Below are 26,347 nucleotides of genomic sequence, written 5' to 3'. Positions count from 1 at the left end.
GGAGTTCTGCATGGACAGGCACGGGTTCAACCGGCGGCGCGTGCTGCTGGGCGGCGCGGCCGTGGCGACATCGTTGTCCCTGTCGCCGGAGGCCGTGAGCGCCACCGGACCGGCGAAGACCGCACCGGCCGGGGGTGAGGTCAAGCGCATCAAGCTGTACGCCGAGAAGCTCGCCGACGGACAGATGGGCTACGGCCTCGACAAGGGCAGGGCGACGATCCCCGGGCCGCTCATCGAACTCAACGAGGGCGACACGCTGCACATCGAGTTCGAGAACACCATGGACGTGGCCGCCAGCCTGCACGTCCACGGCCTGGACTACGAAGTCTCCAGCGATGGAACGAAGTTGAACAAGAGCGATGTCGAACCCGGCGGCACCCGCACCTACACCTGGCGCACCCACGTCCCCGGCCGCCGGTCGGACGGCACCTGGCGGGCGGGCAGCGCGGGCTACTGGCACTACCACGACCACGTCATCGGCACCGAACACGGCACCGGCGGCATCCGCAAGGGCCTCTACGGCGCCGTGATCGTCCGCCGCAAGGGGGACGTCCTGCCGGACCGGACGCACGCGATCGTCTTCAACGACATGACGATCAACAACCGGCCGCCGCACACCGGGCCGGACTTCGAGGCCACGGTGGGCGACCGGGTCGAGTTCGTGATGATCACGCACGGCGAGTACTACCACACGTTCCATATGCACGGGCATCGCTGGGCCGACAACCGCACGGGCATGCTGACCGGCCCGGACGACCCCAGCCAGGTCGTCGACAACAAGATCGTGGGTCCGGCGGACTCGTTCGGCTTCCAGGTGATCGCGGGCGAGGGCGTCGGGGCGGGCGCGTGGATGTACCACTGCCACGTCCAGAGTCACTCCGACATGGGGATGGTCGGGCTGTTCCTGGTGAAGAAGCCGGACGGCACGATTCCGGGGTACGAGCCGCACGAGCACGCGCAGGGGGCCGCGCACCAGCACTGACGGGCCGTGGACGGGGCACGTGGTCGAGCGTTTTCGCCGAGTGGAGAGCGCTCTCACCTCCCTGCCCACCCGGGGCTATCCTGATCGGCAACCGCCGAGGAGGAGCCCGAAGTGACCGACACAGCGCCGCGCCCCACGCTGGAGGCCGTGGCCGCCCTGGCGGGTGTGTCCCGGGCCACCGTCTCACGTGTGGTGAACGGCGGGGACGGGGTCAGGGAAGCCCTCGTCGCGCGGGTCCGGCGGGCGGTGGAGGAACTGGGGTACGTGCCCAACCAGGCCGCCCGCAGCCTGGTGACCAGGCGGCACGACGCCGTCGCCGTGGTCATCGCCGAGCCGGAGACCCGAGTCTTCGCCGACCCCTTCTTCGCCCTTCAACTCCGGGGCATCAGTAAGGAGTTGGCCGCCCACGACAACCAGCTCGTGCTGCTGCTCACCGAGGGCCGCGACGACCATGCCCGGGTCGGCCGCTATCTCGCCGGAGGCCATGTCGACGGCGCGCTCGTCTTCTCCCTGCACCTCGACGACCCGCTGCCCGGTCTGATCCAGCACGCCGGTGTGCCGACCGTGTTCGGCGGGCGGCCCGGCTGGAGCGACGGCCGCAGCGGCGTGGTGTACGTCGACAGTGACAACCGCGGCGGCGCCCGCGAGGCCGTCCGCCACCTCGCGGGCCTCGGCCGCACCCGGATCGCGCACATCACCGGCCCCCTCGACCAGACGTCCGCGGCGGACCGGCTCGACGGCTTCCGGGACGTCATGGTCGATGCCGACCCCCGGCTGATCGTCGAGAGCGACTTCACCCCGGCCGGCGGCGAGCGGGCGATGCGGGAACTCCTCGACCGCCGGCCCGACCTGGACGCCGTGTTCGCCGCCAACGACCTCACCGCGGCGGGTGCGTTGCGCGTGCTGCGTGAGCGGGGGCGCCGGGTGCCCGACGACGTCGCTGTCATCGGCTTCGACGACATGCTGCCTGTCGCCGAGCAGGCCGATCCGCCGTTGACGACTGTCCGTCAGGACATCGAGGAGATGGGGCGGTTGATGGCTCGGCTGTTGCTGCGGCGGCTCGGGGCCGGTGCGCATGCCGGCGGTGGCGAGCAGGGGGTTGGAGGCGCGCCGTCCAGTGTTGTGCTGCCTACGACACTGGTGCGGCGCGCCTCGGCGTAGGCGCTGCGCTCGGCCGGTCATGTGTCTGCCGGCCGGTGGGGGCCGGTCGCGCCCACGCGGCGGAGCCGCACAGCGATACAGCCTCGCGCCCCTTTGGGGCGCTCCCCCTTACGTTTGCTGCGGGGTGCTCTTGATCACCGCGAACCTGGCCCCGTATGGGTCTGCGAGTTTCGCGAAGCGGCCTACGCCCTCGATGTCGGTGGCGGGAACGCGGATCTCGGCGCCCAGTTGCTGTGCCTTGGCGACCGTGGTGTCCGTGTCGGTGACCTCGAAGTACGGCAGCCAGTACGGGCTGTCCTCGATCGGGTCCTCGGCCAGCGGGACGATGCCGCCGAACATGGCGTCCTCGCCGGCGCCGGCCGGGTTGATGCATGTGTACGCGCCGCCCGGGAAGGGCACCGCCGAGGTCTCCAGGCCGAGCGTCTCGTGGTAGAACCACGCGGCCGCGGCGATGTCCAGGGTGTACAGCTCGACCCAGGACAGGGCGCCCGCCTCGTTCGCCACGTCGACGCCCTTGGTGCGGCCCGGCTGCCAGATGCCGAACGGCACGCTCGCCTTGTCGGCGAGGATCGCCATGTGTCCCTCGCCCATCACGTCCATGGGCTGCATGAGCACGCTGCCGTGCGCCTGTTCGGCCGCCTTGGCGGTGGCTTCGGCGTCCGCGCTCTGGAAGTACACGGTCCAGGACGGTGGGCCCTGCTCGGGTGTGGTCCGCATCCCGCCCGCCACGGTCTTCCCGTCCAGTTGGAAGAAGCCGTAACCGCCGGCGTCGGGGCCCGCCGACTGGAACGTCCAGCCGAAGAGACCGCCGTAGAAGGAGATGGCGCCGTCGATGTCGGATGTGCCGACATCGATCCAGTTGGGAGCGCCGTTGACGAAACGGGTGGTGAGCATCTTCGCCCTCCTCGGAAGGGTCCCGTTCTCTGCACTGCCGAGTCTTGCACCGCCCACTGACAATCGCTGCCGGAGTGCGAGAGCTGTCGAAGCGGGGGCGGCACTCACCGTGGGTCACGGACAGGCTTCTCATTGTTTCCGCATCCCTCCGCGCGCCGCCGTGCGCGGCGGTGTGCGGGGGCGCCACCATCGGGTGGCCGGAGGCCCTGCGGGGCCGCGTTGATCCCGCGTTGATCGAACGTTTTTCGCCGCGCGGCACGATCTCGCCCATGCACATCGACACGATCCCCCCGGCCGACCTCGCCTGGCAGGCCCAGGCCCTGTGCGCGCAGACCGGGGCGGACTTCTTCTTTCCCGAGCCGGGCAGTTCGGTGCGTGAGGCGAAGCGCATCTGCGGCATGTGCGAGATGCGCCCGGCCTGCCTCGACTACGCGCTGCAGAACGACGAACGCTTCGGCGTCTGGGGCGGCCTGTCGGAGAAGGAACGGCTGGAGCTCAGGCGGACGACGCACTGACGGGCGCCGCGTCCCGGCGGGGGCACCGTCGCCTCCGTACGCGCGCAAAGACGCGGCCGGTACGAATCGCTCGTACCGGCCGCGTCCGCGGTCAGGTGTGGCGTCAGCCCGCGGCGCGCGCCGCCATCCGCGCCTTGCGGGCCGCCAGCTTCTCGTCGAACTTCGCGGCCTCCGCGTCGAGGCCGCCCATGTACATGCCGAGCTCCTCCTGTGCCTTGCTGCCCTCGGGGCCGAGGCCGTCGATGTCCAGGACCTTCAGGAAGCGCAGGACCGGCTGCAGCACGTCGTCGTGGTGGATGCGCATGTTGTAGACCTCGCCGATCGCCATCTGCGCGGCGGCCCGCTCGAAGCCGGGCATGCCGTGGCCGGGCATCCGGAAGTTGACGATCACGTCGCGTACGGCCTGCATGGTGAGGTCGGGCGCGAGCTCGAAGGCCGCCTTGAGGAGGTTGCGGTAGAAGACCATGTGCAGGTTCTCGTCGGTCGCGATGCGGGCCAGCATGCGGTCGCAGACCGGGTCGCCCGACTGGTGGCCGGTGTTACGGTGCGAGACGCGGGTGGCCAGCTCCTGGAAGGCGACGTACGCGACCGAGTGCAGCATCGAGTGGCGGTTGTCCGACTCGAAGCCCTCGCTCATGTGGGCCATGCGGAACTGCTCCAGCTTGTCCGGGTCCACCGCGCGCGAGGCGAGCAGGTAGTCCCGCATCACGATGCCGTGCCGGCCCTCCTCCGCGGTCCATCGGTGCACCCAGGTGCCCCACGCGCCGTCGCGGCCGAAGAGCGAGGCGATCTCGTGGTGGTAGCTCGGGAGGTTGTCCTCGGTGAGGAGGTTCACGACCAGCGCGATGCGGCCGAGCTCGGTGACCTTGGACTGCTCCTTGTCCCAGGCCTCGCCGTCCTCGAAGAGGCCGGGGAAGTTACGGCCGTCCGACCACGGGACGTACTCGTGCGGCATCCAGTCCTTGGCGACCTTCAGGTGCCGGTTGAGTTCCGTCTCGACCACTTCTTCCAGCGCGTACAGCAGACGGGCGTCGGTCCAGACGGCGGAGCTGTTGATGTGCGGGGAAGTGATCGTCATAGGAACTCCAGGGGACGTACGGCAAAGTGGGACAAACCGGCGAGCGGTGCCGGAACTTACGAAAGCGTAGGCTACGAAACCGTAGGTTACGTTGCCGTAGGTTAAGTAGCGCGTAAAGATCCCTGATCAGGCCGTATGTGCTAGGACTTCCAAGGACATGCGGGGAGCCCGAGGGCCGCAGGTCCCAGGGCTGAAAGGGTGATCGACTCACCGGTCAGGCGTACAGGTCCCTGAGTCGCACCGAGAGGCATGTCACACAACCCTCGAGCTTCTCGAACTCGCTGATGTCCACCACGACCGGCTCATGGCCGAGGTCGCCGAGCAGCTCCGCCGTCTTCGGCGCGCTCGCCGCCATCAGCAGCTTGCTGCCGCCGAGCAGCACCACGTGGGAGCCGGCCTCCTCGGGCACCGACAGGAAGCGCGGGAACAGCGAGGGCCGGTCCACCTTGGGTATGTGCCCGAGGACCGTCCCGTCGGGCAGGGCCGTGACCGCCGACTTCAGGTGCAGCACCTTGCTGACGGGTACGGCGACGACCCGCGCCCCCAGCGGCTCGAAGGCGGCCCGCAGCTGCTGCACGCCGGCCGCGTTGGTGCGGCCGCCCCGGCCGACGTAGATCGTGTCGTCGATCTTCAGCACGTCGCCGCCGTCCAGGGTGCCCGGCTCCCAGATCCAGTTCACCGAGCAGCCGAGGCGCGCCACGGCCTCCTCGACCCCCGCCGTCTCGTCCCGCCGGGACTCGGCGCCGGGCCGGGTGATCAGCGCGACGTTCTTGTACATGACGACCGTGTCCTCGACGAACACCGAGTCGGGGCAGTCGTCCTCCGGGTCCACCTCGAGGGTCTCCCAGCCGTGCTCGCGCAGCGCCTCGGTGTACGCCTCCCACTGCTCCACCGCGAGATCGACGTCGACCTTCTCCCGCTCCAGGTGCGTGACCAGCCCTTCGGCGAGGCGGGGGCTCGGGCGGCGGACGAGGGCCTTCTTGCTGGGCACGAGGGGGACTCCGAATCGGCGGGACGGCAGACCGGGCGCCCATGACGCGACGCCCGGTCCGCCATCATGCAGCGCCGATCCACGACGGCAAAACCCTCATTGCCAGGCTGTGCCCCTCCTGAGATGCGTGACCGGACGGCTACCCGATCGCCTCCGGGGTGGTCTCCTGCAGTTCGCCGTCCAGCAGCAGCCACCGGGTGATCCCGATCGACTCCAGGAACGGCAGGTCGTGGCTGGCCACGATCAGCGCCCCTTCGTACGACTCCAGGGCCGTCGTCAGCTGCCGCACGCTCGCCATGTCGAGGTTGTTGGTCGGCTCGTCGAGCATGAGCAGCTGCGGCGCGGGCTCGGCCAGCATCAGTGCGGCCAGGGCCGCCCGGAAGCGTTCGCCGCCGGACAGCGTCGCCGCCTTCTGGTCGGCGCGGGCGCCCCGGAACAGGAAGCGGGCCAGCCGCGCCCGGACCCGGTTGTTGGTGGCACCCGGCGCGAACCGGGCCACGTTCTCGGCGACCGACAGCTCGCCGTCGAGCACGTCGAGCCGCTGCGGCAGGAAGCGCAGCGGCACGTGCGCGCGTGCCTCGCCCGACACCGGCGCCAGCTCCCCGGCGATCGTCCGCAGCAGCGTCGTCTTGCCCGCGCCGTTGCGCCCGATCAGCGCGACCCGCTCCGGGCCGCGCAGGTCGAGCCCGCCGGCCACGCGCGCGCCGTACGCGAGTTCCAGGTCCAGCGTGGTGAGGACGGTACGGCCCGGCGGTACGGCCGTGTGCGGCAGGTCGACGCGGATCTCGTCGTCGTCCCGTACGGCGTCCACCGCCTCGTCGAGCCGTTCCTTCGCCTCGCCGAGCTTCTCCTCGTGCATGATGCGGTGCTTGCCCGCGGACTCCTGGGCCGAGCGCTTGCGCGCCCCCATGACGATCTTCGGCTCGCGTTTCTGCTCGAACATCTTCTGCCCGTACCGCTTGCGCCGGGCCAACTTGACCTGCGCGTCGGCCAGTTCCCGCTTCTGCTTTTTGAAGTCGGCCTCCGCGACGCGCACCATGCGCTCGGCCGCTTCCTGTTCGCCGGCCAGGGTCTCCTCGTACGCCGAGAAGTTGCCGCCGTACCAGGTGACCTCCCCGGAGCGCAGGTCGGCGATCTGGTCGACGAGGTCCAGGAGTTCACGGTCGTGGCTGACCACGACCATCACGCCCGGCCAGGAGTCGACGGCCGCGTACAGCCGCCTGCGTGCGTACAGGTCGAGGTTGTTCGTCGGCTCGTCCAGGAGCAGGACGTCCGGGCGGTGCAGCAGCAGTGCGGCCAGCCGCAGCAGTACCGACTCGCCGCCCGACACCTCGCCGATGGTGCGGTCCAACTCGATGTGGCCGAGCCCGAGTTCGCCGAGGGTGGCGAGGGCGCGTTCCTCCACGTCCCAGTCGTCGCCGACGGTCTCGAAGTGCTCCACGGCCACGTCGCCCGCCTCGATGGCGTGCAGCGCGGCCCGCTGTGCCGAGATGCCGAGCGCCTGGTCGACGCGCAGCTGTGTGTCGAGCGTGACGTTCTGCGGGAGGTAGCCGACCTCGCCCGCGACGCGGACGGTGCCGTCGGCCGGGGCGAGTTCACCGGCGATCAGCTTCAACAGGGTCGACTTCCCCGATCCGTTGACGCCGACGAGCCCGGTCCTGCCGGTGCCGAAGGCGACATCGAGGTCCTCGAAGACGGGGGTGCCGTCGGGCCAGGTGAAGGAGAGGGACGTACAAGTGATGGATGTAGACATGCGGGCCTCGCGATTGCTCGGTGCGGTCAGGGGCAAACGCGTATCGAGACACCGGAGACCAACGGCGGGAGAGAGGTGAGCCCTGGGGCATGAAAAAAGCCCCGCTCCGTCATCAGGACGGCTCGACTGCCGAGGTCGCACGCTGCGCACACACCTCGCGGGTGTGACGCGGTGTCTCAGAACCTCAGACGAGCAACGTCCTTCTCCGATCGACGGCAACAGAAGCGCTTTACAACGTAGGAGGAGGCCGGAGGGCTGTCAACGAATTAACGTGATCCCCGACCTCACCGCACCAAGGAGGCCCCGTGCCCAACGGCTCGCTCTCACTGCCCGCCCGGCTCTACCTGCTGGCCTGGGACACGAACAGGACCGAGGTCACAGGCGCCGCCCGCCTCCCTCACCTGGTGCGGGCAGGCGCCCTCACCGAACTGGCCCAGCGCGGCCTGCTCACCGACGACGACGGCATCGCCACCCCCGTCGACATGGACTCCCTCACCGGTGACGCCGTCCTCGACGGGCTGCTGGAACTGGTCCGCGAGTCCCGGCCCCACCGGTGGCGGACGTGGGTGACGCTGCACGCGCGCGTGACCTTCGACGCCGTACGGGAGCAGCTGACCGCCGAGGGGTATCTGCGGGCGGAGAAGAAGCGGGTTCTTGGCCTCTTCCCGAGCGTGGACCACGTGCTCGCGCAGGCTGCCGTCGTGGACGCGCTGCGCGACGAGGCACGGCAGGTCCTGGAGGGACCCGTGCCCGTCTCGGAGGTCTCCGACCGGGAGGCGGCCGTCGTCGCCCTCGCCGCCGCCGCGGAGCTGCCCACGCTGGTGCCGGGCAAGGACCGCAAACTCCACAAGGCGCGCGTGGAGGCGCTGACCGAGCGCAGCGGCGCGGCGGCGCCCGCGCTGCGGAAGGTCGTCGGCGAGGTGCACACGGCGCTGATCGCATCGCTGACGGCGGTCGCCGTGGCGGGCGGCGACTGAGGCGAGCGGCGACCGGGGCGTTGTGGGCGCGTCACGTATACGGCGGATTCCTGCCAGCCCCGACCCGCCGCGGCTGGTTGAGTGGGCTGCATGACGACCCCGAACCCGCTGCGCGACCGTGCTCTCGCCTTCCGCTCGCTGCACGTCCCGGGCAGGCCGCTGGTCCTGCCGAACGCCTGGGACACCGCGAGCGCCCGCATCATCGAGGACGCGGGCGCCACCGCGGTCGCCACCACGAGCGCGGGGCTCTCCTGGGCCCTCGGCTCGGCGGACGGCGACCGGCTGGACCGCGACCGGGCGCTGGCCGCCGCCGCGGACATCGCTGCCGCGGTCGACGTGCCCGTCAGCACGGACATCGAGAGCGGCTACGCGCGGGACGCGGCGGGCGTCGCCGACACGATCCGCGCGGTGCTCGCGGCGGGCGCGGTCGGCGTGAACATCGAGGACGCGCTGTACGAGGCCGAAGCGGGGCCGCTGCGCCCCCTCGGCGAGCAGGTCGAGCGCATCGCCGCCGCCCGCGAGGCCGCCGACGCGGCAGGGGTGCCGCTGTTCGTCAACGCCCGGACCGACACCTTCCTCAGAGGCGCCGGGGGAGTGGACCTCACCCTGGAAAGGGCCGCCGCGTTCCTCGCCGCGGGTGCCGACGGGATCTTCGTCCCCGGGGCCGTCGACCCGGAGACGGTCAAGGTCCTCGCCGACGGCATCGACGGTCCGCTGAACGTGATGGCCGGACCCGGCGCTCCGCCGGTCCCCGAACTGGCCGCCCTCGGCGTCGCGCGCGTGAGCGTCGGCTCGGGCGTCGCCCAGGCCGCACACGCCCTGGTCCGCCGCGCCGCACGGGAGCTGCTGGAGACGGGGACGTACGAGGCGCTGGAGGGCGGGCTGGACTACGGCGAGCTCAACGCGCTGCTGGGAGCGGTGCGCCAAACGCCCTGAAGGGGCGCGAGGAACTGCGCGACCAGCCACGACGCGCCCGCAGTCGACAGACGACCCGGAGCGGCCCCAGCCGGCACGGCGCTAAGCGTCCCGCATCAGCTCCGCCAGATCATGGTCCAGATCCAGTTGCAGATGCTCCAGCCCCACCGGCACCAGCGCACTCGTGGCGTCGAGGAACCGGCGTATCTCGTCCGAGTGGACGTGCACGACCGCGGTCCCCTCGGGGGCGTGGAACTCCAGGACGGTGCGCTCGTAGCCGTACGGCCGCACGCGCACGTCGCCGTGGCCCTCGGAGCCGTGCAGGCCGGCCGCGAGGAGTTCGCGCGCGAACGTCCAGCAGACCTCCACGCCCTCCAGGGTGGCCGGGGCCGGGAAGGTCATGCGGACCGCGAACGGGTCGCTGCGGTCGTAGTGCAGCTTGGCCGGGATGCTCGGCATACGCGGCGCGGCCGCGACGAGGCGGGCCTCTACGGGCTGCTCGATGACGGTGGACAACGCCTGCTCCCTTGTGACGGCTGGACGGGCTTGTGGGCGGATCGGTCCGGGCACTGCTAGAGACGCCGGAACCAGCCAATCCGTGCACCCGAAATTCGAGTGACCTCCGTCACCGCGTTCATTCACAGGAGTGACGAGGTCCACTTCCCGTGTCGCGATGGGCAGTTGTGGCGAGGGCAGGCATCTGGACGGCGTCCGGGCGGTCGGCTAGCTTCGCCCGCCATGAGGCGCTTGGGGAACACGCGACGGATGAGACGTACGTTTCGCACGGTGGCCGCGGGGGCGGTGTGCTCGGCGGCGCTGGCCGCGCTGACCGCCGTACCCGCGCAGGCACGGGAGGCGGAGCACCGGGCGCCGCGCTGGGAGCTCAAGGACACCGGTACGCCCGAGGTGCGTTTCCGCGGGCTGTCGGCCGTCAGCCGGGACACCGCCTGGGTGGCCGGAACCGAGGGCACCGTGCTGCGCACCACCGACGGCGGGGCGAGCTGGCGGAACGTCTCGCCGCCGGGCGCCGCCGAGCTGCAGTTCCGGGACATCGAGGCGTTCGACGCGCGGCGGGCCGTGGTGCTGGCCATCGGCGAGGGCGAGGCGTCCCGTGTCTACCGCACCGACGACGGCGGCGCGACCTGGAACGAGTCCTTCCGCAACACCGACGCCAAGGCCTTCTACGACTGCCTCACCTTCTTCGACCGCCGCCACGGCCTCGCCATGAGCGACCCGGTGGACGGGAAGTTCCGCATCCTGTCGACCAGCGACGGCGGCCGCTCCTGGAAGGTGCTTCCGAACGCCGGAATGCCGGCCGCCCTGGACGGCGAGGCGGGCTTCGCGGCGAGCGGCCAGTGTCTGGTCGCCTCCGGGCCGTCGGACGTCTGGCTGGCGACCGGCGGGGCCGCACGCGCGCGCGTGCTGCACTCCCGCGACCGCGGGCTCACCTGGACGGCCACCGACACACCCGTCCCGGCGGGCGACCCGGCCAAGGGCGTCTTCGCGCTCGCCTTCCGCGACCGCACCCACGGGCTCGCGGTCGGCGGCGACTACCGCCCCGACCAGTCGTCGCCGCAGGCCGCCGCACGCACCGCCGACGGCGGCCGCAGCTGGCAGCCCGCCGCCGAGCCGCCGCCCGCCTACCGCTCCGGCGCCGCCTGGCTCCCGCACAGCCGCACCGCGGCCCTCGCGGTCGGTCCCACCGGCACCGACCTGACCACCGACGCCGGCCGCACCTGGCGGACGGTGGACACCGGCTCGTACGACACCGTGGACTGCACGGCGGACCTGGGCTGCTGGGCGGCGGGGGAGCAGGGGCGGGTGGCTCGCCTGGAGCGGTGACCCAGCGGGCTCGATTGCGAGTCGAAGACCGAGAAGAGCTGACCCCGACGCCGGGGTTCAGTCGAGCGTCTCGCGGTACCGCTCCAGGGCCGGTGCCGTCTTCACGGCGACGAACTCGGTGATGCGGTACGTGCACACGCCGCCGGTCGAGAACGGGTCGCCGGCGGCGATCTCCGCCACCCGCGCGCGGTCCTCCGCGACGGCGAGGATCACCCCGCCGTCGCGGGGGTTCTTGCGCCCGGCGGCGAGGAACACGCCCTTCTCGAACTGCTCGTCGAGCCACGCCCGGTGGGCGTCAAGCAGCGCGTCGACGGCATCGAGCGGGGCGGTGTAGGTCAGCTCCAGTACGAACATGATCGCGAGCCTACGCCGCCCGGCCGTACGCTCGTCCCCATCATGACGACCGTACGCATCCCGGCGGGCTGGCCCGCGACCGAGGAAGAGGCCCGCACCGTCCAGGACGAGCTACGCGCGCGCGTGCTGCTCGACGAGCCGGGACCGCCGCCCGGTACGGGCCATGTCACCGGTGTCGACGTGGCCTACGACGACGAGCGGGACGTCGTCGCGGCCGCGGCGGTCGTCCTGGACGCGGCGACCCTGGAGGTCGTCGCCGATGCGACGGCCGTCGGCCGGATCTCCTTCCCGTACGTGCCCGGCCTGCTCGCCTTCCGAGAGATCCCGACGGTCCTCGCCGCCCTCGACGCCCTGCCGTGCCCGCCGGGACTGGTCGTCTGCGACGGCTACGGCCTCGCCCACCCGCGCCGCTTCGGCCTCGCCAGCCACCTCGGCGTCCTGACGGGCCTGCCCACGATCGGCGTCGCCAAGAACCCCTTCACCTTCGCCCACGACGATCCGGGCGCCCCGCGCGGGAGCGCGTCACCGCTCCTCGCGGGCTCCGAGGAGGTCGGCCGCGCCCTGCGCACCCGGGACGCCGTCAAGCCGGTCTTCGTGTCCGTCGGCCATCGCGTGAGCCTCGACAACGCCTGCGCCCACACGCTGGCGCTGACCCCCGCGTACCGCCTCCCGGAGACGACCCGCAAGGCGGACGCGCTGTGCCGTCGGGCGCTTCGCGAGGCGACCGTCCGTGGCTGACACGGGTGCGCGCCGGGTGCGATCTGAGTACCTGGACTGAGTACCCGTACGGATGTGGGCGCGCCGCGCCGGTCGGCAGGCTGTCCCGCATGACGACGCACCGCGCCCCGAAGCCCCTCGCCGACCCGAACCGTCCCGTCGAGCGTGCCGTGACGGCCGCGCTGGTCCTCGCCGTGCTGGCGGGTCTCGGCTGGATCGGCGGAATGATCTACACGGTGGCGGGATGGTCGATGTAGGGCCGGTTCACCGGCTCGCGGCGACCCGGAAGGTGATGCCGGCCGTGCGCAGGCGCTCGGTCAGCGCGTCGCCCATCGCGGCCGCCGTGGTCACCTGACCGGCCGTCGGCGGAAGGTCGTCGAAGGCCAGGGACAGCGCCGACTCGGCGAACATCTTGGCCGTCTCGTCGTAGCCGGGGTCGCCGCCCGCGACCTCCGTGAGCACCCGTCGGCCACCGCCCTCGCCCACGAAGCGCACCTTGAACCAGCTCTTGGCCCGCTTCTCGGCGCTCGGCCCGTCGCCGGGCTTGAGCCGGTCCGACAACCAGTGCCGCGCGGGCGGCAGTTGGGCCGCGGCGAAGATGCCTCCGGCGGCCGCGATGCCGCCCAGCGCGACGGGCAGGTGCCGCACCGCCGCGTAGTGCCGGTAGCGGAAGTCGGGGCCGTAGCGCTCCAGGGCCTTCGCGGACCGGCCCACGATCTGCGCGTCGATGGTCGGCAGCGGCAGCGCCCACGCGCCGACCTCCTTCGCGAACCGCGGCACACCGGTGGGAGCGGCGGCCCGCCTGCCCACCAGGCGCGGCTCGTGCCGCTTCCGGTCCCGTTCGGCGGCCAGCATCGGACGCACGCGCGCGAACTGGTTCAGCGCCGAGGCGAACGTACCGCCCGAGAAGGTGGCGTCCGCCGTCACGAACCCGTCCACCCTCAGCGGCACCCCCTCCGGCAGCTGCCGCACCGTGAAGTACGCGCCCAGGTCGTGCGGGATCGAGTCGAAGCCGCAGGCGTGCACCAGCCGCGCACCGGTCTCCCGCGCGCGTGCGTCATGGCGTACGTACGTCAGGTCCACGAACTCGGGCTCACCACTGATGTCGAGATAGTCCGCACCGCTGTCCGCGCAGGCGGCGACGAGCTCCTCGCCGTACGTCACGTACGGGCCCACCGTCGTGGCCACCACGCGCGCGTGCGCGGCGAGTTCGCGCAGCGAGGCCGGATCGGACACGTCCGCCCGCAGCACCCCGATGTTCTCGGCGCCGGGCAGCGCCTCGCGCAGCCGCTCGAGCTTCTGTTCGCTGCGGCCGGCGATCGCCCAGCGCAGGTCGTCGGGCGCGTGCGCGGCGAGATACTCCGCGGTGAGCGTCCCGACGAAGCCGGTGGCCCCGAAGAGCACGATGTCGTACGGACGATCCGTCCTGCTCAGCCTGCTCATGACACCCCTTGGTTCGCAGCACGCGCCGTTGTCGGTGGCCGAGGCTAGCGTGAGGAGTGCGGAGCCCGACGACGAGCCCGGAGGTAGGACGGTGGCCGTGCCCAGGAACGCCCTGAAGAAATGGGAGAAAGTGCGCGAGTTCGCCCTCGGGCTGCCGGGCGCGGCCGAGGAGTTCCCGTGGGGCGAGAGCGTCGCGAAGGTCAACAAGAAGGTGTTCGTCTTCCTCGGCGTCGACGACGGCAGCTATCCGCTGGGCGTCACGGTGAAGCTCAAGGACGAGGCGGCGCATGCCCACGCCCTGACCTCGCCGGGCGCCGAACCCGCCGGATACGGCCTGGGCAAGGCCGGCTGGGTCCGCGTCCCGCTGGCGGAACAGGGCGCCCCGGCGGCGGAGTTGCTGTGCGACTGGGTGGAGGAGAGCTACCGGGTGATCGCACCGAAGCGGCTGATAGCGGAGCTGGACGCGGACTGAGCACCGCAACGCCGGTCTTGCGGTGAGCCGCGCGGCCTGGCTTGCTGTATTTGTCTAAGCGCTTGCTCGCTCAGGGCTTGTGCTGACGGGAACGCGTTCTTAGCATCACTGGTGTTACATCAGTTGTGTCACATAGCTGGGGGCTGGATGACAACGGCAAAGACGCCGCCCGGGCAGGGCCCTCTCACCGGCGTGCGCGTGGTCGAGCTGGCCGGGATCGGGCCCGGCCCGTTCGCCGCCATGCTCCTCGCCGACCTGGGCGCCGACGTCGTCCGCGTGGACCGCCCCGGCGGCATCGGGCTCGCGATCGACCCGGAGTACGACATCACCAACCGCAACAAGCGCTCGGTGATCGTCGACCTGAAGTCCGCGGGCGGCCCCGCGCGCGTGCTCGACCTGGCCGAACGCGCCGACATCCTCATCGAGGGCTACCGCCCGGGCGTCGCCGAGCGCCTCGGCGTCGGCCCCGAGGCCTGCCACGCCCGCAACCCCCGGCTGGTCTACGGCCGGATGACGGGCTGGGGCCAGGACGGGCCGCTGGCCCACCGCGCCGGCCACGACATCGCGTACATCGCGCTCACCGGCACCCTCGGCATGATCGGCGACCCGGACGCGCCGCCGGCCGTCCCCGCCAACCTGCTCGGCGACTACGCGGGCGGCTCCCTCTACCTGGTCGTCGGCGTCCTCGCCGCCCTCCACCACGCGCGCGCGGGCGGCGCCGGCCAGGTGGTCGACGCCGCCATCGTCGACGGCACTTCCCACCTCGCCGCGATGATCCACGGCATGTTCGCCGCGGGCGGCTGGCAGGACCGGCGGGGCGCCAACCTCCTGGACGGGGGGTGCCCGTACTACGGCACGTACGAGACGGCCGACGGGAAGTACATGGCGGTCGGCGCCCTGGAGCCGCAGTTCTACGACGCGTTCGTGCGGCTCCTCGGCATCCCCGACCAGGCCGAGGCCCGCAAGGACTGGGCCCGCTGGGGCGAGCTGCGCGAGGCGGTCGTGGCCCGCTTCAAGTCCCGTACGAGGGATGAATGGGCGGCGGTCTTCGAGGGCTCCGACGCGTGCGTGGCGCCCGTGCTGTCGCTGAGTGAGGCCCCGCACCACCCGCATCTCGCCGCCCGCGGAACCTTCACCGACCACGGCGGCATCACCCAGCCCGCGCCCGCCCCCCGCTTCTCCGCGACCCCGACGGCCGTACGCACCGGCCCCGCCCGGCCGGGCGCCGACACCGCCGACGTGGCGCGCGACTGGGACGTACCCGACCTCATGAAGGACCAGGAACTCATGAAGGGCCCCGAATGAAGCGGCAGATCTTCGCCCCCGAGCACGACGCGTTCCGCGAGACCGTGCGCGCCTTCCTGGCCAGGGAGGTGCTGCCGTACTACGAGCAGTGGGAGAAGGACGGCATCGTCTCCCGCGACGCCTGGCGGGCGGCCGGCAAGCAGGGCCTGCTCGGGCTCGACGTGCCCGAGGAGTTCGGGGGCGGCGGCACCCGCGACTTCCGCTACAGCGCCGTACTGGCCGAGGAGTTCACGCGCGCGGGCGCTCCCGGGCTCGCCCTGGGGCTGCACAACGACATCATCGGCCCGTATCTGACCGGCCTCGCCACCGACGGGCAGAAGCGGCGCTGGCTGCCCGGCTTCTGCGACGGCTCGCTGATCACCGCCATCGCCATGACCGAGCCCGGCGCCGGCTCCGACCTGCAGGGCATCCGCACCCACGCCGAGGACCACGGCGACCACTGGCTGCTCAACGGCACCAAGACGTTCATCTCCAACGGCATCCTCGCCGACCTGGTGATCGTGGTCGCGAAGACGACACCGGAGGGCGGCGCCCACGGACTGTCGCTGCTGGTCGTCGAGCGCGGCATGGCGGGCTTCGAGCGCGGCCGCAACCTCGACAAGATCGGCCAGAAGGCGCAGGACACGGCCGAGTTGTTCTTCCACGACGTGCGCGTGCCCAAGGAGAACCTGCTCGGCGAGCACAACGGCGCCTTCGTCCACCTGATGACGAACCTCGCGCAGGAGCGGCTGAGCATCGCCGTCTCCGCGATCGCCGCCGCCGAGCACCTGCTGGAGATCACCACCGAGTACGTCAAGGAACGCGAGGCCTTCGGGCGGCCGCTGGCCACCAAGCAGCACATCCGCTTCGAGATAGCCGAGATGGCCACCGAGTGCGCCGTCACCCGCGCCTTCCTCGACCGCTGTGTCGAGGACCACGCGAACGGCACGCTCGACGCCGTGCACGCCTCCATGGCCAAGTGGTGGGCGACCGAGCTGCAGAAGCGGGTCGCCGACCGCTGCCTCCAACTGCACGGCGGCTACGGCTACATGACGGAGTACCCCGTCGCGCGTGCCTTCACCGACGGCCGCATCCAGACCATCTACGGCGGGACGACCGAGATCATGAAGGAGATCATCGGCCGCTCCCTGCTCGGCTAACCCTCGTTGAAAGGCTTTCCAGTGAGCACCGAAGCGTACGTGTACGACGCGATCCGCACCCCGCGCGGACGCGGCAAGGCGAACGGCTCCTTGCACGGCACCAAGCCCATCGACCTGGTCGTCGGACTCATCCACGAGATCCGCGACCGCTTCCCGGACCTGGACCCGGCCGCCGTCGACGACATCGTGCTCGGCGTCGTCGGACCGGTCGGCGACCAGGGCTCCGACATCGCCCGCATCGCCGCAGTCGCCGCAGGGCTGCCGGACACGGTCGCCGGCGTACAGGAGAACCGCTTCTGTGCCTCGGGCCTGGAGGCCGTCAACATGGCCGCCGCCAAGGTCCGTTCGGGCTGGGAGGACCTGGTCCTCGCGGGCGGCGTCGAGTCCATGTCCCGGGTGCCGATGGCCTCCGACGGCGGCGCCTGGTTCAACGACCCGATGACCAACCTCTCCGTCAACTTCGTGCCGCAGGGCATCGGCGCCGACCTGATCGCCACCATCGAGGGCTTCACGCGCCGCGACGTCGACGAGTACGCGGCCCTCTCGCAGGAGCGGGCGGCCACGGCCTGGAAGGAAGGCCGCTTCGACCGCTCGGTCGTCCCGGTCAAGGACCGCGGTGGCCTCGTCGTCCTCGACCAGGACGAGCACCTGCGCCCGGGCACCACCGCCGACTCCCTCGGCAGGCTGAAGCCGTCCTTCGCGGACATCGGCGACCTCGGCGGCTTCGACGCCGTGGCCCTGCAGAAGTACCACTGGGTCGAGAAGATCGACCACGTCCACCACGCGGGCAACTCCTCCGGGATCGTCGACGGCGCCTCGCTGGTCGCGATCGGCTCGAAGGAGGTCGGCGACCGGTACGGCCTCACCCCGCGCGCGCGGATCGTGTCGGCCGCGGTCTCCGGCTCGGAGCCCACGATCATGCTCACCGGCCCCGCGCCCGCCACCCGTAAGGCCCTCGCCAAGGCCGGCCTGACCATCGACGACATCGACCTCGTCGAGATCAACGAGGCCTTCGCGGCGGTCGTCCTGCGCTTCGTGCGGGACATGGGCCTGTCCCTGGACAAGGTCAACGTCAACGGCGGCGCGATCGCCCTCGGCCACCCGCTCGGCGCCACCGGCGCCATGATCCTCGGCACGCTCGTCGACGAACTGGAGCGCCAGGACAAGCGGTACGGCCTCGCCACGCTGTGCGTGGGCGGCGGCATGGGCATTGCGACGATCGTCGAACGCATCTGACTTCCCGGCGGACATCCGGAGCCCGCAGACCTCGCGGAACCCGGATCCCGATGACCTCTACGGAGACCCTCGTCATGACACAGAGCACCACCATCCGCTGGGAACAGGACCGCACCGGCGTCGTCACCCTCGTCCTCGACGACCCGAACCAGTCCGCGAACACCATGAACCAGGCGTTCCGCGAGTCACTCGCCGTGATCACCAACCGCCTGGAGGCCGAGAAGGACTCCATCCGCGGCATCGTCTTCACCTCCGCCAAGAAGACCTTCTTCGCCGGCGGCGACCTGCGCGACCTCATCCGGGTCACCCCCGAGACCGCGCAGAACCTGTTCGACGGCGGCATGGAGATCAAGCGCAACCTGCGCCGCATCGAGACCCTGGGCAAGCCCGTCGTCGCCGCGATCAACGGCGCGGCCCTGGGCGGCGGTTTCGAGATCGCCCTCGCCTGCCACCACCGGATCGCCCTCGACGCGCCCGGCACCAAGATCGGCTGCCCCGAGGTCACCCTCGGTCTGCTGCCCGGAGGCGGCGGCGTCGCCCGCACCGTACGCCTGCTGGGCATCGCCGACGCGCTGCTGAAGGTGCTGCTGCAGGGCACCCAGTACAACCCGCAGCGCGCGCTCGACAACGGCCTGATCCACGAAGTGGCCGCCTCCCCGGACGAGTTGCTCACCAAGGCCCGCGCCTTCATCGACGCCAACCCCGAGTCGCAGCAGCCCTGGGACAAGCCCGGCTACCGCATCCCGGGCGGCACCCCCGCCAACCCCAAGTTCGCGGCCAACCTGCCCGCGTTCCCGGCCAACCTGCGCAAGCAGACGAACGGCGCGCCCTACCCGGCGCCGCGCAACATCCTCGCCGCGGCCGTCGAGGGCTCCCAGGTCGACTTCGAGACCGCACAGGTCATCGAGGGCCGCTACTTCGTGGAACTCGCCGCAGGCCAGACCTCGAAGAACATGATCCAGGCCTTCTTCTTCGACCTCCAGGCCGTCAACTCCGGCGCCAACCGCCCCAAGGGCATCGAGCCCCGCCCGGTCCGCAAGGTCGCCGTCCTCGGCGCCGGCATGATGGGCGCCGGCATCGCCTACTCGTGCGCCCGCGTGGGCATCGACGTCGTCCTGAAGGACGTGTCCCCGGAAGCGGCCGCCAAGGGCAAGGCCTACTCCGAGAAGCTGTGCGCGAAGGCCGTCTCCCGGGGCCGTACGACGAAGGAGAAGGCGGACGAACTGCTCGCCCGCATCACGGCGACCGCGGACCCCCAGGACGTGGCGGGCTGCGACGCGGTGATCGAGGCGGTCTTCGAGAACCCTGAGCTCAAGCACAAGGTGTTCCAGGAGATCCAGCACATCGTCGAGCCGGACGCGCTGCTGTGCTCCAACACCTCGACCCTGCCGATCACCGTGCTGGCCGAAGGCGTCGAGCGCCAGGCCGACTTCATCGGACTGCACTTCTTCTCGCCCGTCGACAAGATGCCGCTCGTCGAGATCATCAAGGGCGAGCGGACGGGCGAGGAGGCCATCGCGCGCGCCTTCGACCTGGTCCGCCAGATCAAGAAGACCCCGATCGTCGTCAACGACTCGCGCGGCTTCTTCACCTCCCGCGTCATCGGCCACTTCATCAACGAGGGCGTCGCGATGGTCGGCGAGGGCATCGAGCCCGCGTCGATCGAGCAGGCGGCGGCGCAGGCGGGCTACCCGGCCAAGGTCCTGTCCCTGATGGACGAGTTGACGCTCACCCTCCCGCGCAAGATCCGCAACGAGTCGAAGCGGGCCGTCGAGGAAGCGGGCGGCACCTGGCCGGGACACCCCGCCGAGGCCGTCATCGACCGCATGGTCGACGAGTTCGGGCGCACCGGGCGCAGCGGGGGAGCGGGCTTCTACGAGTACGGGGAGGACGGCAAGCGGGCCCGACTGTGGCCCGGGCTGCGGGAGCACTTCACCCGCGAAGGCGCGGAGATCCCCTTCGAGGACATGCAGGAACGCATGCTCTTCTCGGAGGCCCTCGACACGGTGAAGCTCCTGGAGGAGGGCGTCCTGACGTCGGTCGCCGACGCCAACATCGGCTCGATCTTCGGCATCGGCTTCCCGGGCTGGACGGGCGGTGTCCTCCAGTACATCAACGGCTACGAGGGCGGCCTGCCCGGCTTCGTGGCACGCGCGCGTGAGCTGACGGAGCGCTACGGGGAGCGGTTCACGCCGCCGGCGTTGCTGGTGGAGAAGGCGGAGAAGGGGGAGCGGTTCGCGGACGCGTGACGGCTGCTTCTCGATCGCCGGACGGGTTGGATCCTTTCCGCCTGTCCGGCGTTCGAGGACGAGGCCGTTGAGGCCGATACGGGTCCAGGGGGCGGAGCCCCTTGGCGAGGTCGAAGGGGCGGCGGGGGCGAGAACCGCCGGAGGCATCTGTATCGCTGAGCGACACGCTCCCCTTGCCCCGGACGCCGAAGCCCCCCACGCTGACCCGCGTACCGGTCGCACGGTCCGGCCCGCCTCCACGAGGAGCCCCCCATGGGATACCGTCCCGCCCTCGCCGTCCTGGACATCCTGCGCGGCGAGGGCGTGGATCGCGTCTTCGGCAACCCCGGCACCACCGAACTCCCTTTCCTGGCCGCCCTGGCGAACGCCCACGGCGCCCCCGAGTACGTACTCGGCGTCCACGAGGGCGCCGTCGTCTCCATGGCCGACGGCTACGCCCGCGGCACCGGCCGGCCCGCCTTCGTCAGCCTGCACATCGCCGCCGGCCTCGCCAACGGCCTCATCGGCCTGCTCAACGCCCGCCGCTCCCGCACCCCCCTCGTCGTGACGGCCGGCCAGCAGGACCGCCGCCACCTCCAGCAGGACCCCATGCTCTCCGGCGACCTCATCGGCCTGGCGACACCCGCGGTGAAGGCGACGTACGACGTCCAGCACGCCCACGACCTGCCGCTCGCCCTGCGCCGCGCCTTCGCCCTGTCCGTACGGCCGCCCGCCGGGCCGGTGTTCCTGTCCGTCCCCATGGACGTGCTCGGCGAGGACACAGAGATCGAGGTCCCGGCCCGCACCCCCGCACCTGCGCCCGCAACGGCCGCCGGCCTCGAGCGCGCCGCGCTCCTGCTCGGCGCCGCCGCCCGCCCCGCGATCGTCGCCGGTGACGGGGTGGGCCGCGAGGACGCGCTCGGCGCGCTCGTGCGTACGGCGGAGGTGTGCGGCGCCGTCGTCCACCACCAGCCGATGGCCGACTGCCTGAACTTCCCCACCACCCACCCCCTGTACGCCGGGATGCTGCCGCCCCGCCACGACGCCATCCGCGCCGCACTCGCCGCGTACGACACCGTGCTGATCGTCGGAGCGCACGCCTTCACGCCCCACCACTACAGCCCCGGACCCGCGCTGCCGCCCGGCCTCACCGTCGTCCAGCTCGACTCCGACCCGCACGAGATCGGCCGCAACTTCCCCGCCACCGCAGGGTGCGTGGGCGCGCTCGCCCCCTCCCTCCACCGCCTGGCCGAGCTGCTGCGCGACCGCGTCCCGGCCCACACCGCCAAGGCCCGCATCCTGCGCGCCGGTGAACGCCACACCGCCGACCGCGACCGCGCCGAGTCCGCCGCCCGCGCCGCCTACTCCCCGGCACCGCTCGCCCCCTGGGCCGCCGCCCACGCCGTGGCCCGCGGTCTGCCGTCGGACGCCGTGGTCGTCGAAGAGGCCATCACCGTCGGCCTGTTGCTCCGCCGCCTCGTCCGCCTCGAACGCCCCGGCAGCTACACGCACACCGTCGGCGGCGGCCTGGGCTGGGGCATCGGCGCCGCCGTCGGTCGCGCGCTCGCCGAACCCGGCCGGCCGGTGGTCGCCGTCCTCGGCGACGGCTGCACCCTGTTCGGCCTGCAGGGACTGTGGAGCGCCGCGCGACAGCACGCCCCCGTCCTGTTCGTCGTGATGAGCAACGGCGCCTACCGCACCCTCCAGGACACCTACGACGCTATGGGCAACCAGGGTGTCTGCCCCGGCACCGAGCTGGGGCAGCTGGACTTCACCCAGGCGGCCCGCTTCTTCGGGGTGGATGCCGTACGGGCGGCGAGCGCGGACCACCTGCGTGAACTGGTCTCAGGGGCAAGCGAGTTGACGCGGCCGCTGCTGGTCGACGTACCGCTGCGGCAGTGATCGAGCCGCTTTGCGGCGCGGTGGATTCACAGCCCCGCACGCCTTGTCACCCGCCCGCGCGAGCGACCACCATCGGTGCATGACGGACGGTCAGCTGCCGAAGTCGGTGCTTGCGCGCGGAGTGCTGCTGCTGCGCGCCTGCGGCGACTCCGGTGCCGCCCTCACCCTCGCCGAGCTGGCGCTGCGCACCGGGCTGCCCAAGCCGACCGCACATCGTCTGATCGGAGAGCTGGTCAGGCTCGGGCTGGTCGAGCGCACCGAGGAGGGCTGCTACCGCATCGGGCTCGGGCTGTTCGTGCTGGGCCAGTCGGCGCCGACCGTGCGCGAACTGCGCGACGCGGCGCTGCCGTACCTCGGCGATCTGCACGAGGTGACCCAGGAGAACGTGCACCTGGCCGTCCCCGACGGCACCGACACCCTCTTCCTGGAGAAGGTCACCGGCCGCCGTGCCACCCCGATCGTCTCCCGCACCGGAGGCCGGCTGCCCGCGCACTGCACGGCCACCGGCAAGGTGTTCCTCGCCCAGGACCCGCGCCCGCCGCACCGCACGCTGCCCCGTCTCACCCCGCGCACCCTGACCCTGCCCGGCCAGCTCGCCCGCGACCTCGCCCTGACCCGGGCCCGCGGCTACGGCGTCAACCTGGAGGAGGCCGAGGTCGGTATCTCCGCCGTCGCCGCCCCGATCTATGTCCGCGAACACGGCTCCCGCCCGATCGCCGCCATCTCCGTCACCGGCGGCACCCGCCGCCTCGACGTCGACCGCGTCGGCGCCCGGGTGTGCGCGGCGGCAAGGGCCCTGATGCGCACTCTCTCAGCCTGACTCGGGCACCGTCTGCTGCATCGCCACCGCCAACGCGTGCTCGGTCAGCCGACCCCCGTGCACCTCACCGGTGATGCGCCCGCGCACGAACACCAGCACCCGGTCGCACACCTCCGTCAGCTCCGCCAGGTCGGTCGACGCGATCAGCACGGCCGCCCCGCCGGCCGCCAACTCGCCCACGATGCGGTGCATTTCGGCCCGTACGCCGACGTCCACGCCCCGCGTCGGATCGTCGAGCACCACGACCTTCGGCTCCGTCGCCAGCCATTTGGCGAAGACGACCTTCTGCTGGTTGCCGCCCGACAACCGCGCCACGATGTCGTACGGGCCACCGCGCAGCCGTAACCGCTCCGTCAGGTCGGCCGTGCGGCGGACCAGTTCGGAGCGGCTGGGGAGGACGCCGCCGCGGCCCAGCGCCAGCCAGCTCACCGTCGTCGTGTTCTCCCACACCGTCCGGTCCGCCATCAGCCCGTACCGCTTGCGGTCGCTCGGTACGAAGGCGACGCCCGCGCGGACCGCTCCCCGCAGCGAGCGCGGCAGTCCGTGGCCGGCGATGTCCACCCGGCCCGCCGAGATCGCCGTACGCCCGCACACCACCTCCAACGCGCTGAGATGCCCCGCCCCTTGCAGCCCGGCGACCCCGACCACCTCGCCCGCCCGCACGGTGAAGGTCACGTCCGTCAGCCGCCCGGGCACGCTCACCCCGGACAGCACCACCGGAGGGGGCAGGTCGACGAGGGTCCGCGTCCGGCGCGGCGGCTGCTCCGGGCGCCCGCCCAGCATGGCCGTGACCAGCTCCGGTACGTCGACGTCCGTCCGGCGCGCTCCGGGCAGGGCGACCCGCCCGTCCCGCAGGACCGTCACGCGGTGCGCGAAGCGCATGACCTCGTCCAGGAAGTGGGTGACGTACAGGACGGCGATGCCCCGCCCGGTGAGGGCGCTGAGGACGTGTTCGAGCCGGTCGACGGCGGCGGCCGGGAGCGCCGATGTCGGCTCGTCGAGGATCAGCAGCCGGGGGGTGCGCAGCAGCGCTCGGGCGATCTCCGTCAACTGCTGGTCGGCGAGCGGGAGTTCGCCGAGCTCCATGCTCAGGTCGACGTCCAGTCCCAGTTCGGTCAGGACCGGCCGGGCCGCGCGGTCCATCGCGCCCCGGTCGAGCAGACCGAAGCGCCGCGGGGGTCCCTGCGGGAAGAGGTTCTCGCGCACGGTGAGGTCCGGGAACAGGCTCAACTCCTGGGAGACCACGGCGATCCTGGTGTCCCGGGCCGAGCGCACCGCACCCTCGTCCGCCGCCAGCACCCCCGACAGGATCCGCACGAGCGTCGACTTGCCCGCGCCGTTCTCCCCGACCAGCGCGTGCACCTCACCGCCCCGCAGCCGGATGCCGGCGCCGTCCAACGCCCGTACGCCGCCGTAGGACTTGACCAGACCCTGCGCCACGAGGATGTCGCCGTACGTCATCTCAGCGGGCGTCCTTCAGCGGCTTGAGGTTGGCCTTCTGGTCGCCGAGCAGTTTGTCGATCGTCGGCTTGTACCAGTCGTAGGCCGCCTTCGAGGACTTCTGCCGGGCGATGATCTCGTCGATGTTGGAGGAGTCGACGACCCCGCCGGGGGAAAGGAACCAGCCGTCGGCCAGCTTGCCGTCCTTGTCGCGCACCGCCTCGATCAGCATCGCCGTGGACAGGTAGCCCTTGAGGAAGTGCTGCGGGTCGATGGTGACGAAGTTCGAGCCGTCCTTGACCGCGTCGAGCGTCTTCGGATCGACGTCGAAGCCGGCGGTCAGCCACTTCCCGTTCTCCGCCTTCTTGATCTTGGCGAGGTTGTAGCTGTCGGCGTCCCCGACCCCGAGGAAGGCCAGTGCCCTGGGATGCGCGTTCACCTGCGCCGACCAGGAGCTGTAGTTCTGCCCGGGATCGCTGTACGTCTGGAAGGGGCCCAGCACCTTGACGTTCGGCGCCTGCTTCTTGAACGTGTCGGAGATGCCCTTCGCCCGGTTGTCCAGCACCGGCGTCCCCGGGTTGGGCACGCCGATGACGATCTCGCCCTTCGGGTCGGAACCCAGCCGCTTCAGAGCCTCCTTGGCCATGAGCTCGCCGAGCGCGTAATTGTCGTTGCCCACATAGAAGTTGACCTTGCTGCCGTCGGTGGGGGAGGTGTCCAGGGCCACGATCGGGATGCCCTGGTCGACGGCGCGGGCGGCGGGACGGGTGAAGATGGGCGGGTCGAGGTTCTCCAGGACGATGCCGTCCTTCGCGCGGGCGGTGAGGTTCTGGAAGAGCTGCACCTCGGCGGGTCCGTCGGTGTTCGGCGGTCCGACCGCCTTGAAGTCGATGTTCCCCGCGTGGCTCGCGGCGCTCTCGGCACCGAGCACCATCTCGTGGGCGAAGTTGAGCGAGATGTTGGCGACCGCGATGCCCATGTTCAGCTTGTCGCCCTTGCCGGGGCTGCTGTTGCCGCAGCCCGCGGCGCCGAGCAGTACCAGAGCGCCGAGCGCGGCGGCGGTCGTACGGAGTCGGGGGTGCATCACGGCCTCCAAGAGCCTTGCGCAGGCTGGGTGTTCACTTGCGTCGGCGTCCGGTGCGCCGCAGCGCGCTGTCGGCCGCGACGGCGACGAGGATGACCCCGCCGGTCGCGAACGACGTCCAGTTGATGGGTACTTCGAAGAACACGAGCCCGGAGGCGACGATCGACAGGATCATCGCCCCGGCCACCGCCCCGACGACCGAACCGCGTCCGCCGGCCAGCGGGGTGCCGCCGATGATGCACGCGGCGATCGCCTGCAACTCGTAGCCCTGGCCCAGGGTCGGGTCGCCGGCGCCGTAGAAGGCGAGCGCGAGCGCGGCGGCGCACGCCGTGGTCAGCCCGGACAGGGCCAGGGCCTGGATGCGCGTGCGGACGACCGGGATGCCGCTGAACGCGGCGGCGTCGGGATTGGACCCGATCGCCCGAACCCGGGCCCCGAAACGGGAGCGGGTGAGCACCACGGCGAGCACGACGACCACCGCGAGCAGCACCCACAACGCGAACGGCACCCCGCCGGGATCACCGCCCGCGACGGTGAAGAACGAGTCGTTCAGCGGCAGATCGGTGATCTGCTTGCCGTCCGCGAGCGCGAGCCCGACCCCCCGGTACAGCATCAGCGTGCCCAGCGTCACGATGAACGACGGCAGCGCGAGCAGCGTCGTCACCAGCGCGTTGAATACGCCCAGCACGATCCCGGTCACCAGCATCACCGGCACCGCGAGCCACGGCGCGAGACCGTCCCGCACCAGCAGCGCCCCGACGACCAGGCACATCGCGTAACTGCCGCCCACCGACAGGTCGACCTCGCGCATGGAGAGGGCGAAGACCATCCCGCACGCCATCAGCGAGATGTAGACGGAGTTGTGCGCCGTGGACAGCAGGTTGTCGGTGTCCAGGAAGTCCGGGTACGGGATGCCGATCCCGGCGATCAGCAGACCCAGCACCAGCAGCACACCCAGCTCGTCCCGCACCAGCCGCCGGGGCAGTGGCCCGAGCCGGCGCAGCCCGCCACCCTGATCGCGGGCGCGCTCGGCGTCGTCCACGGCACGCTCGGTCTCGGTCATCGGGCACGGCTCCCGTACGGCTGGCGCTGGCGATCG

Annotated in this window: 25 protein-coding genes; 15 read left to right on the top strand and 10 right to left on the bottom strand. The window is 71.6% G+C overall.

The window, feature by feature from the left end:
- Positions 1–10: 10 nt before the first annotated feature.
- Together OG303_RS10680 and OG303_RS10675 are read left to right on the top strand one after the other, a co-directional pair.
- Positions 11–982 carry a multicopper oxidase domain-containing protein gene (locus tag OG303_RS10680; protein WP_405867220.1) on the top strand — a complete coding sequence of 324 codons (972 nt, stop codon included), beginning with the start codon at positions 11–13 and terminating at the stop codon, positions 980–982.
- A gap of 111 nt (positions 983–1,093) precedes the next feature.
- Positions 1,094–2,143: a LacI family DNA-binding transcriptional regulator gene (locus OG303_RS10675; protein WP_405867218.1), complete on the top strand. Its 1,050-nt coding sequence runs from the start codon at positions 1,094–1,096 to the stop codon at positions 2,141–2,143.
- Positions 2,144–2,251: 108 nt separating this feature from the next.
- On the opposite strand, the gene OG303_RS10670 is transcribed toward OG303_RS10675, so the two are convergent.
- The gene (locus tag OG303_RS10670) at positions 2,252–3,037 is read right to left on the bottom strand and encodes a VOC family protein (RefSeq protein WP_405867217.1); all 786 of its coding nucleotides are present in this window, start codon (positions 3,035–3,037) and stop codon (positions 2,252–2,254) included.
- A gap of 269 nt (positions 3,038–3,306) precedes the next feature.
- On the opposite strand from OG303_RS10670, the gene OG303_RS10665 reads away from it, so the two are divergent.
- Positions 3,307–3,552 (top strand): WhiB family transcriptional regulator, encoded by a 246-nt coding sequence (locus OG303_RS10665; protein ID WP_405867215.1) that lies wholly within the window; start codon positions 3,307–3,309, stop codon positions 3,550–3,552.
- Between the two features lie 103 nt (positions 3,553–3,655).
- On the opposite strand, the gene OG303_RS10660 is transcribed toward OG303_RS10665, so the two are convergent.
- From OG303_RS10660 to OG303_RS10650, 3 genes are all read right to left on the bottom strand, one after another.
- Positions 3,656–4,630, bottom strand: coding sequence for an acyl-ACP desaturase (locus OG303_RS10660; protein ID WP_405867213.1), 975 nt, complete (start codon positions 4,628–4,630; stop codon positions 3,656–3,658).
- Between the two features lie 214 nt (positions 4,631–4,844).
- Positions 4,845–5,621: a dimethylargininase gene (gene ddaH / locus OG303_RS10655; RefSeq protein ID WP_405867211.1), complete on the bottom strand. Its 777-nt coding sequence runs from the start codon at positions 5,619–5,621 to the stop codon at positions 4,845–4,847.
- Between the two features lie 139 nt (positions 5,622–5,760).
- Positions 5,761–7,374 (bottom strand): ABC-F family ATP-binding cassette domain-containing protein, encoded by a 1,614-nt coding sequence (locus OG303_RS10650; RefSeq protein WP_405867209.1) that lies wholly within the window; start codon positions 7,372–7,374, stop codon positions 5,761–5,763.
- Between the two features lie 305 nt (positions 7,375–7,679).
- Between OG303_RS10650 and OG303_RS10645 the strand changes: the two genes are divergently transcribed.
- Positions 7,680–8,351 (top strand): GPP34 family phosphoprotein, encoded by a 672-nt coding sequence (locus OG303_RS10645; RefSeq protein ID WP_405867207.1) that lies wholly within the window; start codon positions 7,680–7,682, stop codon positions 8,349–8,351.
- Between the two features lie 90 nt (positions 8,352–8,441).
- Complete coding sequence (locus OG303_RS10640) at positions 8,442–9,287, top strand: isocitrate lyase/phosphoenolpyruvate mutase family protein (RefSeq protein WP_405867205.1); 846 nt, start codon at positions 8,442–8,444, stop codon at positions 9,285–9,287.
- Positions 9,288–9,368: 81 nt separating this feature from the next.
- Here OG303_RS10640 and OG303_RS10635 read toward each other — a convergent pair whose 3' ends face one another.
- Positions 9,369–9,782, bottom strand: coding sequence for an SsgA family sporulation/cell division regulator (locus tag OG303_RS10635; RefSeq protein WP_405867203.1), 414 nt, complete (start codon positions 9,780–9,782; stop codon positions 9,369–9,371).
- A gap of 249 nt (positions 9,783–10,031) precedes the next feature.
- Between OG303_RS10635 and OG303_RS10630 the strand changes: the two genes are divergently transcribed.
- Positions 10,032–11,108, top strand: a complete 1,077-nt coding sequence (locus OG303_RS10630; protein ID WP_405867199.1) for a WD40/YVTN/BNR-like repeat-containing protein — start codon at positions 10,032–10,034, stop codon at positions 11,106–11,108.
- A gap of 57 nt (positions 11,109–11,165) precedes the next feature.
- On the opposite strand, the gene OG303_RS10625 is transcribed toward OG303_RS10630, so the two are convergent.
- Positions 11,166–11,462: a YciI family protein gene (locus OG303_RS10625; RefSeq protein ID WP_405867197.1), complete on the bottom strand. Its 297-nt coding sequence runs from the start codon at positions 11,460–11,462 to the stop codon at positions 11,166–11,168.
- Positions 11,463–11,504: 42 nt separating this feature from the next.
- Between OG303_RS10625 and OG303_RS10620 the strand changes: the two genes are divergently transcribed.
- Positions 11,505–12,200 carry an endonuclease V gene (locus OG303_RS10620; protein WP_405867195.1) on the top strand — a complete coding sequence of 232 codons (696 nt, stop codon included), beginning with the start codon at positions 11,505–11,507 and terminating at the stop codon, positions 12,198–12,200.
- An 89-nt stretch (positions 12,201–12,289) separates the two neighbouring features.
- Positions 12,290–12,436, top strand: coding sequence for a morphogenic membrane protein MmpA (gene mmpA / locus OG303_RS10615; RefSeq protein WP_405867193.1), 147 nt, complete (start codon positions 12,290–12,292; stop codon positions 12,434–12,436).
- Positions 12,437–12,443: 7 nt separating this feature from the next.
- Here mmpA and OG303_RS10610 read toward each other — a convergent pair whose 3' ends face one another.
- Positions 12,444–13,622, bottom strand: coding sequence for a saccharopine dehydrogenase family protein (locus tag OG303_RS10610; protein ID WP_405867191.1), 1,179 nt, complete (start codon positions 13,620–13,622; stop codon positions 12,444–12,446).
- Positions 13,623–13,713: 91 nt separating this feature from the next.
- Here OG303_RS10610 and OG303_RS10605 point away from each other — a divergent pair, with 91 nt between their 5' ends.
- From OG303_RS10605 to OG303_RS10575, 7 genes are all read left to right on the top strand, one after another.
- A complete protein-coding gene (locus OG303_RS10605; RefSeq protein WP_405867189.1) occupies positions 13,714–14,094 on the top strand; it encodes an MmcQ/YjbR family DNA-binding protein in 381 nt (126 codons plus the stop codon).
- Positions 14,095–14,241: 147 nt separating this feature from the next.
- Positions 14,242–15,399, top strand: coding sequence for a CaiB/BaiF CoA transferase family protein (locus OG303_RS10600; protein ID WP_405867187.1), 1,158 nt, complete (start codon positions 14,242–14,244; stop codon positions 15,397–15,399).
- Positions 15,396–16,538, top strand: coding sequence for an acyl-CoA dehydrogenase family protein (locus OG303_RS10595; protein ID WP_405867185.1), 1,143 nt, complete (start codon positions 15,396–15,398; stop codon positions 16,536–16,538). The genes OG303_RS10600 and OG303_RS10595 overlap by 4 nt, the downstream gene beginning before the upstream one ends.
- 21 nt (positions 16,539–16,559) lie before the next feature.
- On the top strand, positions 16,560–17,774 hold the full coding sequence (locus OG303_RS10590; protein ID WP_405867183.1) for an acetyl-CoA C-acetyltransferase: 1,215 nt from the start codon (positions 16,560–16,562) through the stop codon (positions 17,772–17,774).
- Between the two features lie 74 nt (positions 17,775–17,848).
- Complete coding sequence (locus OG303_RS10585; protein WP_405867181.1) at positions 17,849–20,023, top strand: 3-hydroxyacyl-CoA dehydrogenase NAD-binding domain-containing protein; 2,175 nt, start codon at positions 17,849–17,851, stop codon at positions 20,021–20,023.
- 252 nt (positions 20,024–20,275) lie between these two features.
- On the top strand, positions 20,276–21,904 hold the full coding sequence (locus OG303_RS10580; RefSeq protein ID WP_405867179.1) for a thiamine pyrophosphate-binding protein: 1,629 nt from the start codon (positions 20,276–20,278) through the stop codon (positions 21,902–21,904).
- A 79-nt stretch (positions 21,905–21,983) separates the two neighbouring features.
- Entirely contained in the window at positions 21,984–22,724 is a 741-nt protein-coding gene (locus OG303_RS10575) for an IclR family transcriptional regulator (protein ID WP_405867177.1), read from the top strand.
- Here OG303_RS10575 and OG303_RS10570 read toward each other — a convergent pair.
- The 3 genes from OG303_RS10570 to OG303_RS10560 are packed head-to-tail and all read right to left on the bottom strand — an operon-like array spanning position 22,716 to position 26,311.
- Positions 22,716–24,185: a sugar ABC transporter ATP-binding protein gene (locus OG303_RS10570; protein WP_405867175.1), complete on the bottom strand. Its 1,470-nt coding sequence runs from the start codon at positions 24,183–24,185 to the stop codon at positions 22,716–22,718. The two genes, OG303_RS10575 and OG303_RS10570, sit on opposite strands and share 9 nt — an antisense overlap.
- 1 nt (position 24,186) lies before the next feature.
- Positions 24,187–25,248, bottom strand: a complete 1,062-nt coding sequence (locus OG303_RS10565) for a sugar ABC transporter substrate-binding protein (protein ID WP_405867173.1) — start codon at positions 25,246–25,248, stop codon at positions 24,187–24,189.
- 34 nt (positions 25,249–25,282) lie between these two features.
- The gene (locus OG303_RS10560; RefSeq protein WP_405867171.1) at positions 25,283–26,311 is read right to left on the bottom strand and encodes an ABC transporter permease; all 1,029 of its coding nucleotides are present in this window, start codon (positions 26,309–26,311) and stop codon (positions 25,283–25,285) included.
- Between the last annotated feature and the right edge of the window lie 36 nt (positions 26,312–26,347).

It is taken from the genome of Streptomyces sp. NBC_00005, assembly GCF_045160215.1.
Classification (GTDB): Bacteria; Actinomycetota; Actinomycetes; order Streptomycetales; family Streptomycetaceae; genus Streptomyces.
Note: the sequence above shows the minus strand (reverse complement) of the source record. Positions and strands in the feature narration are given on the sequence as shown.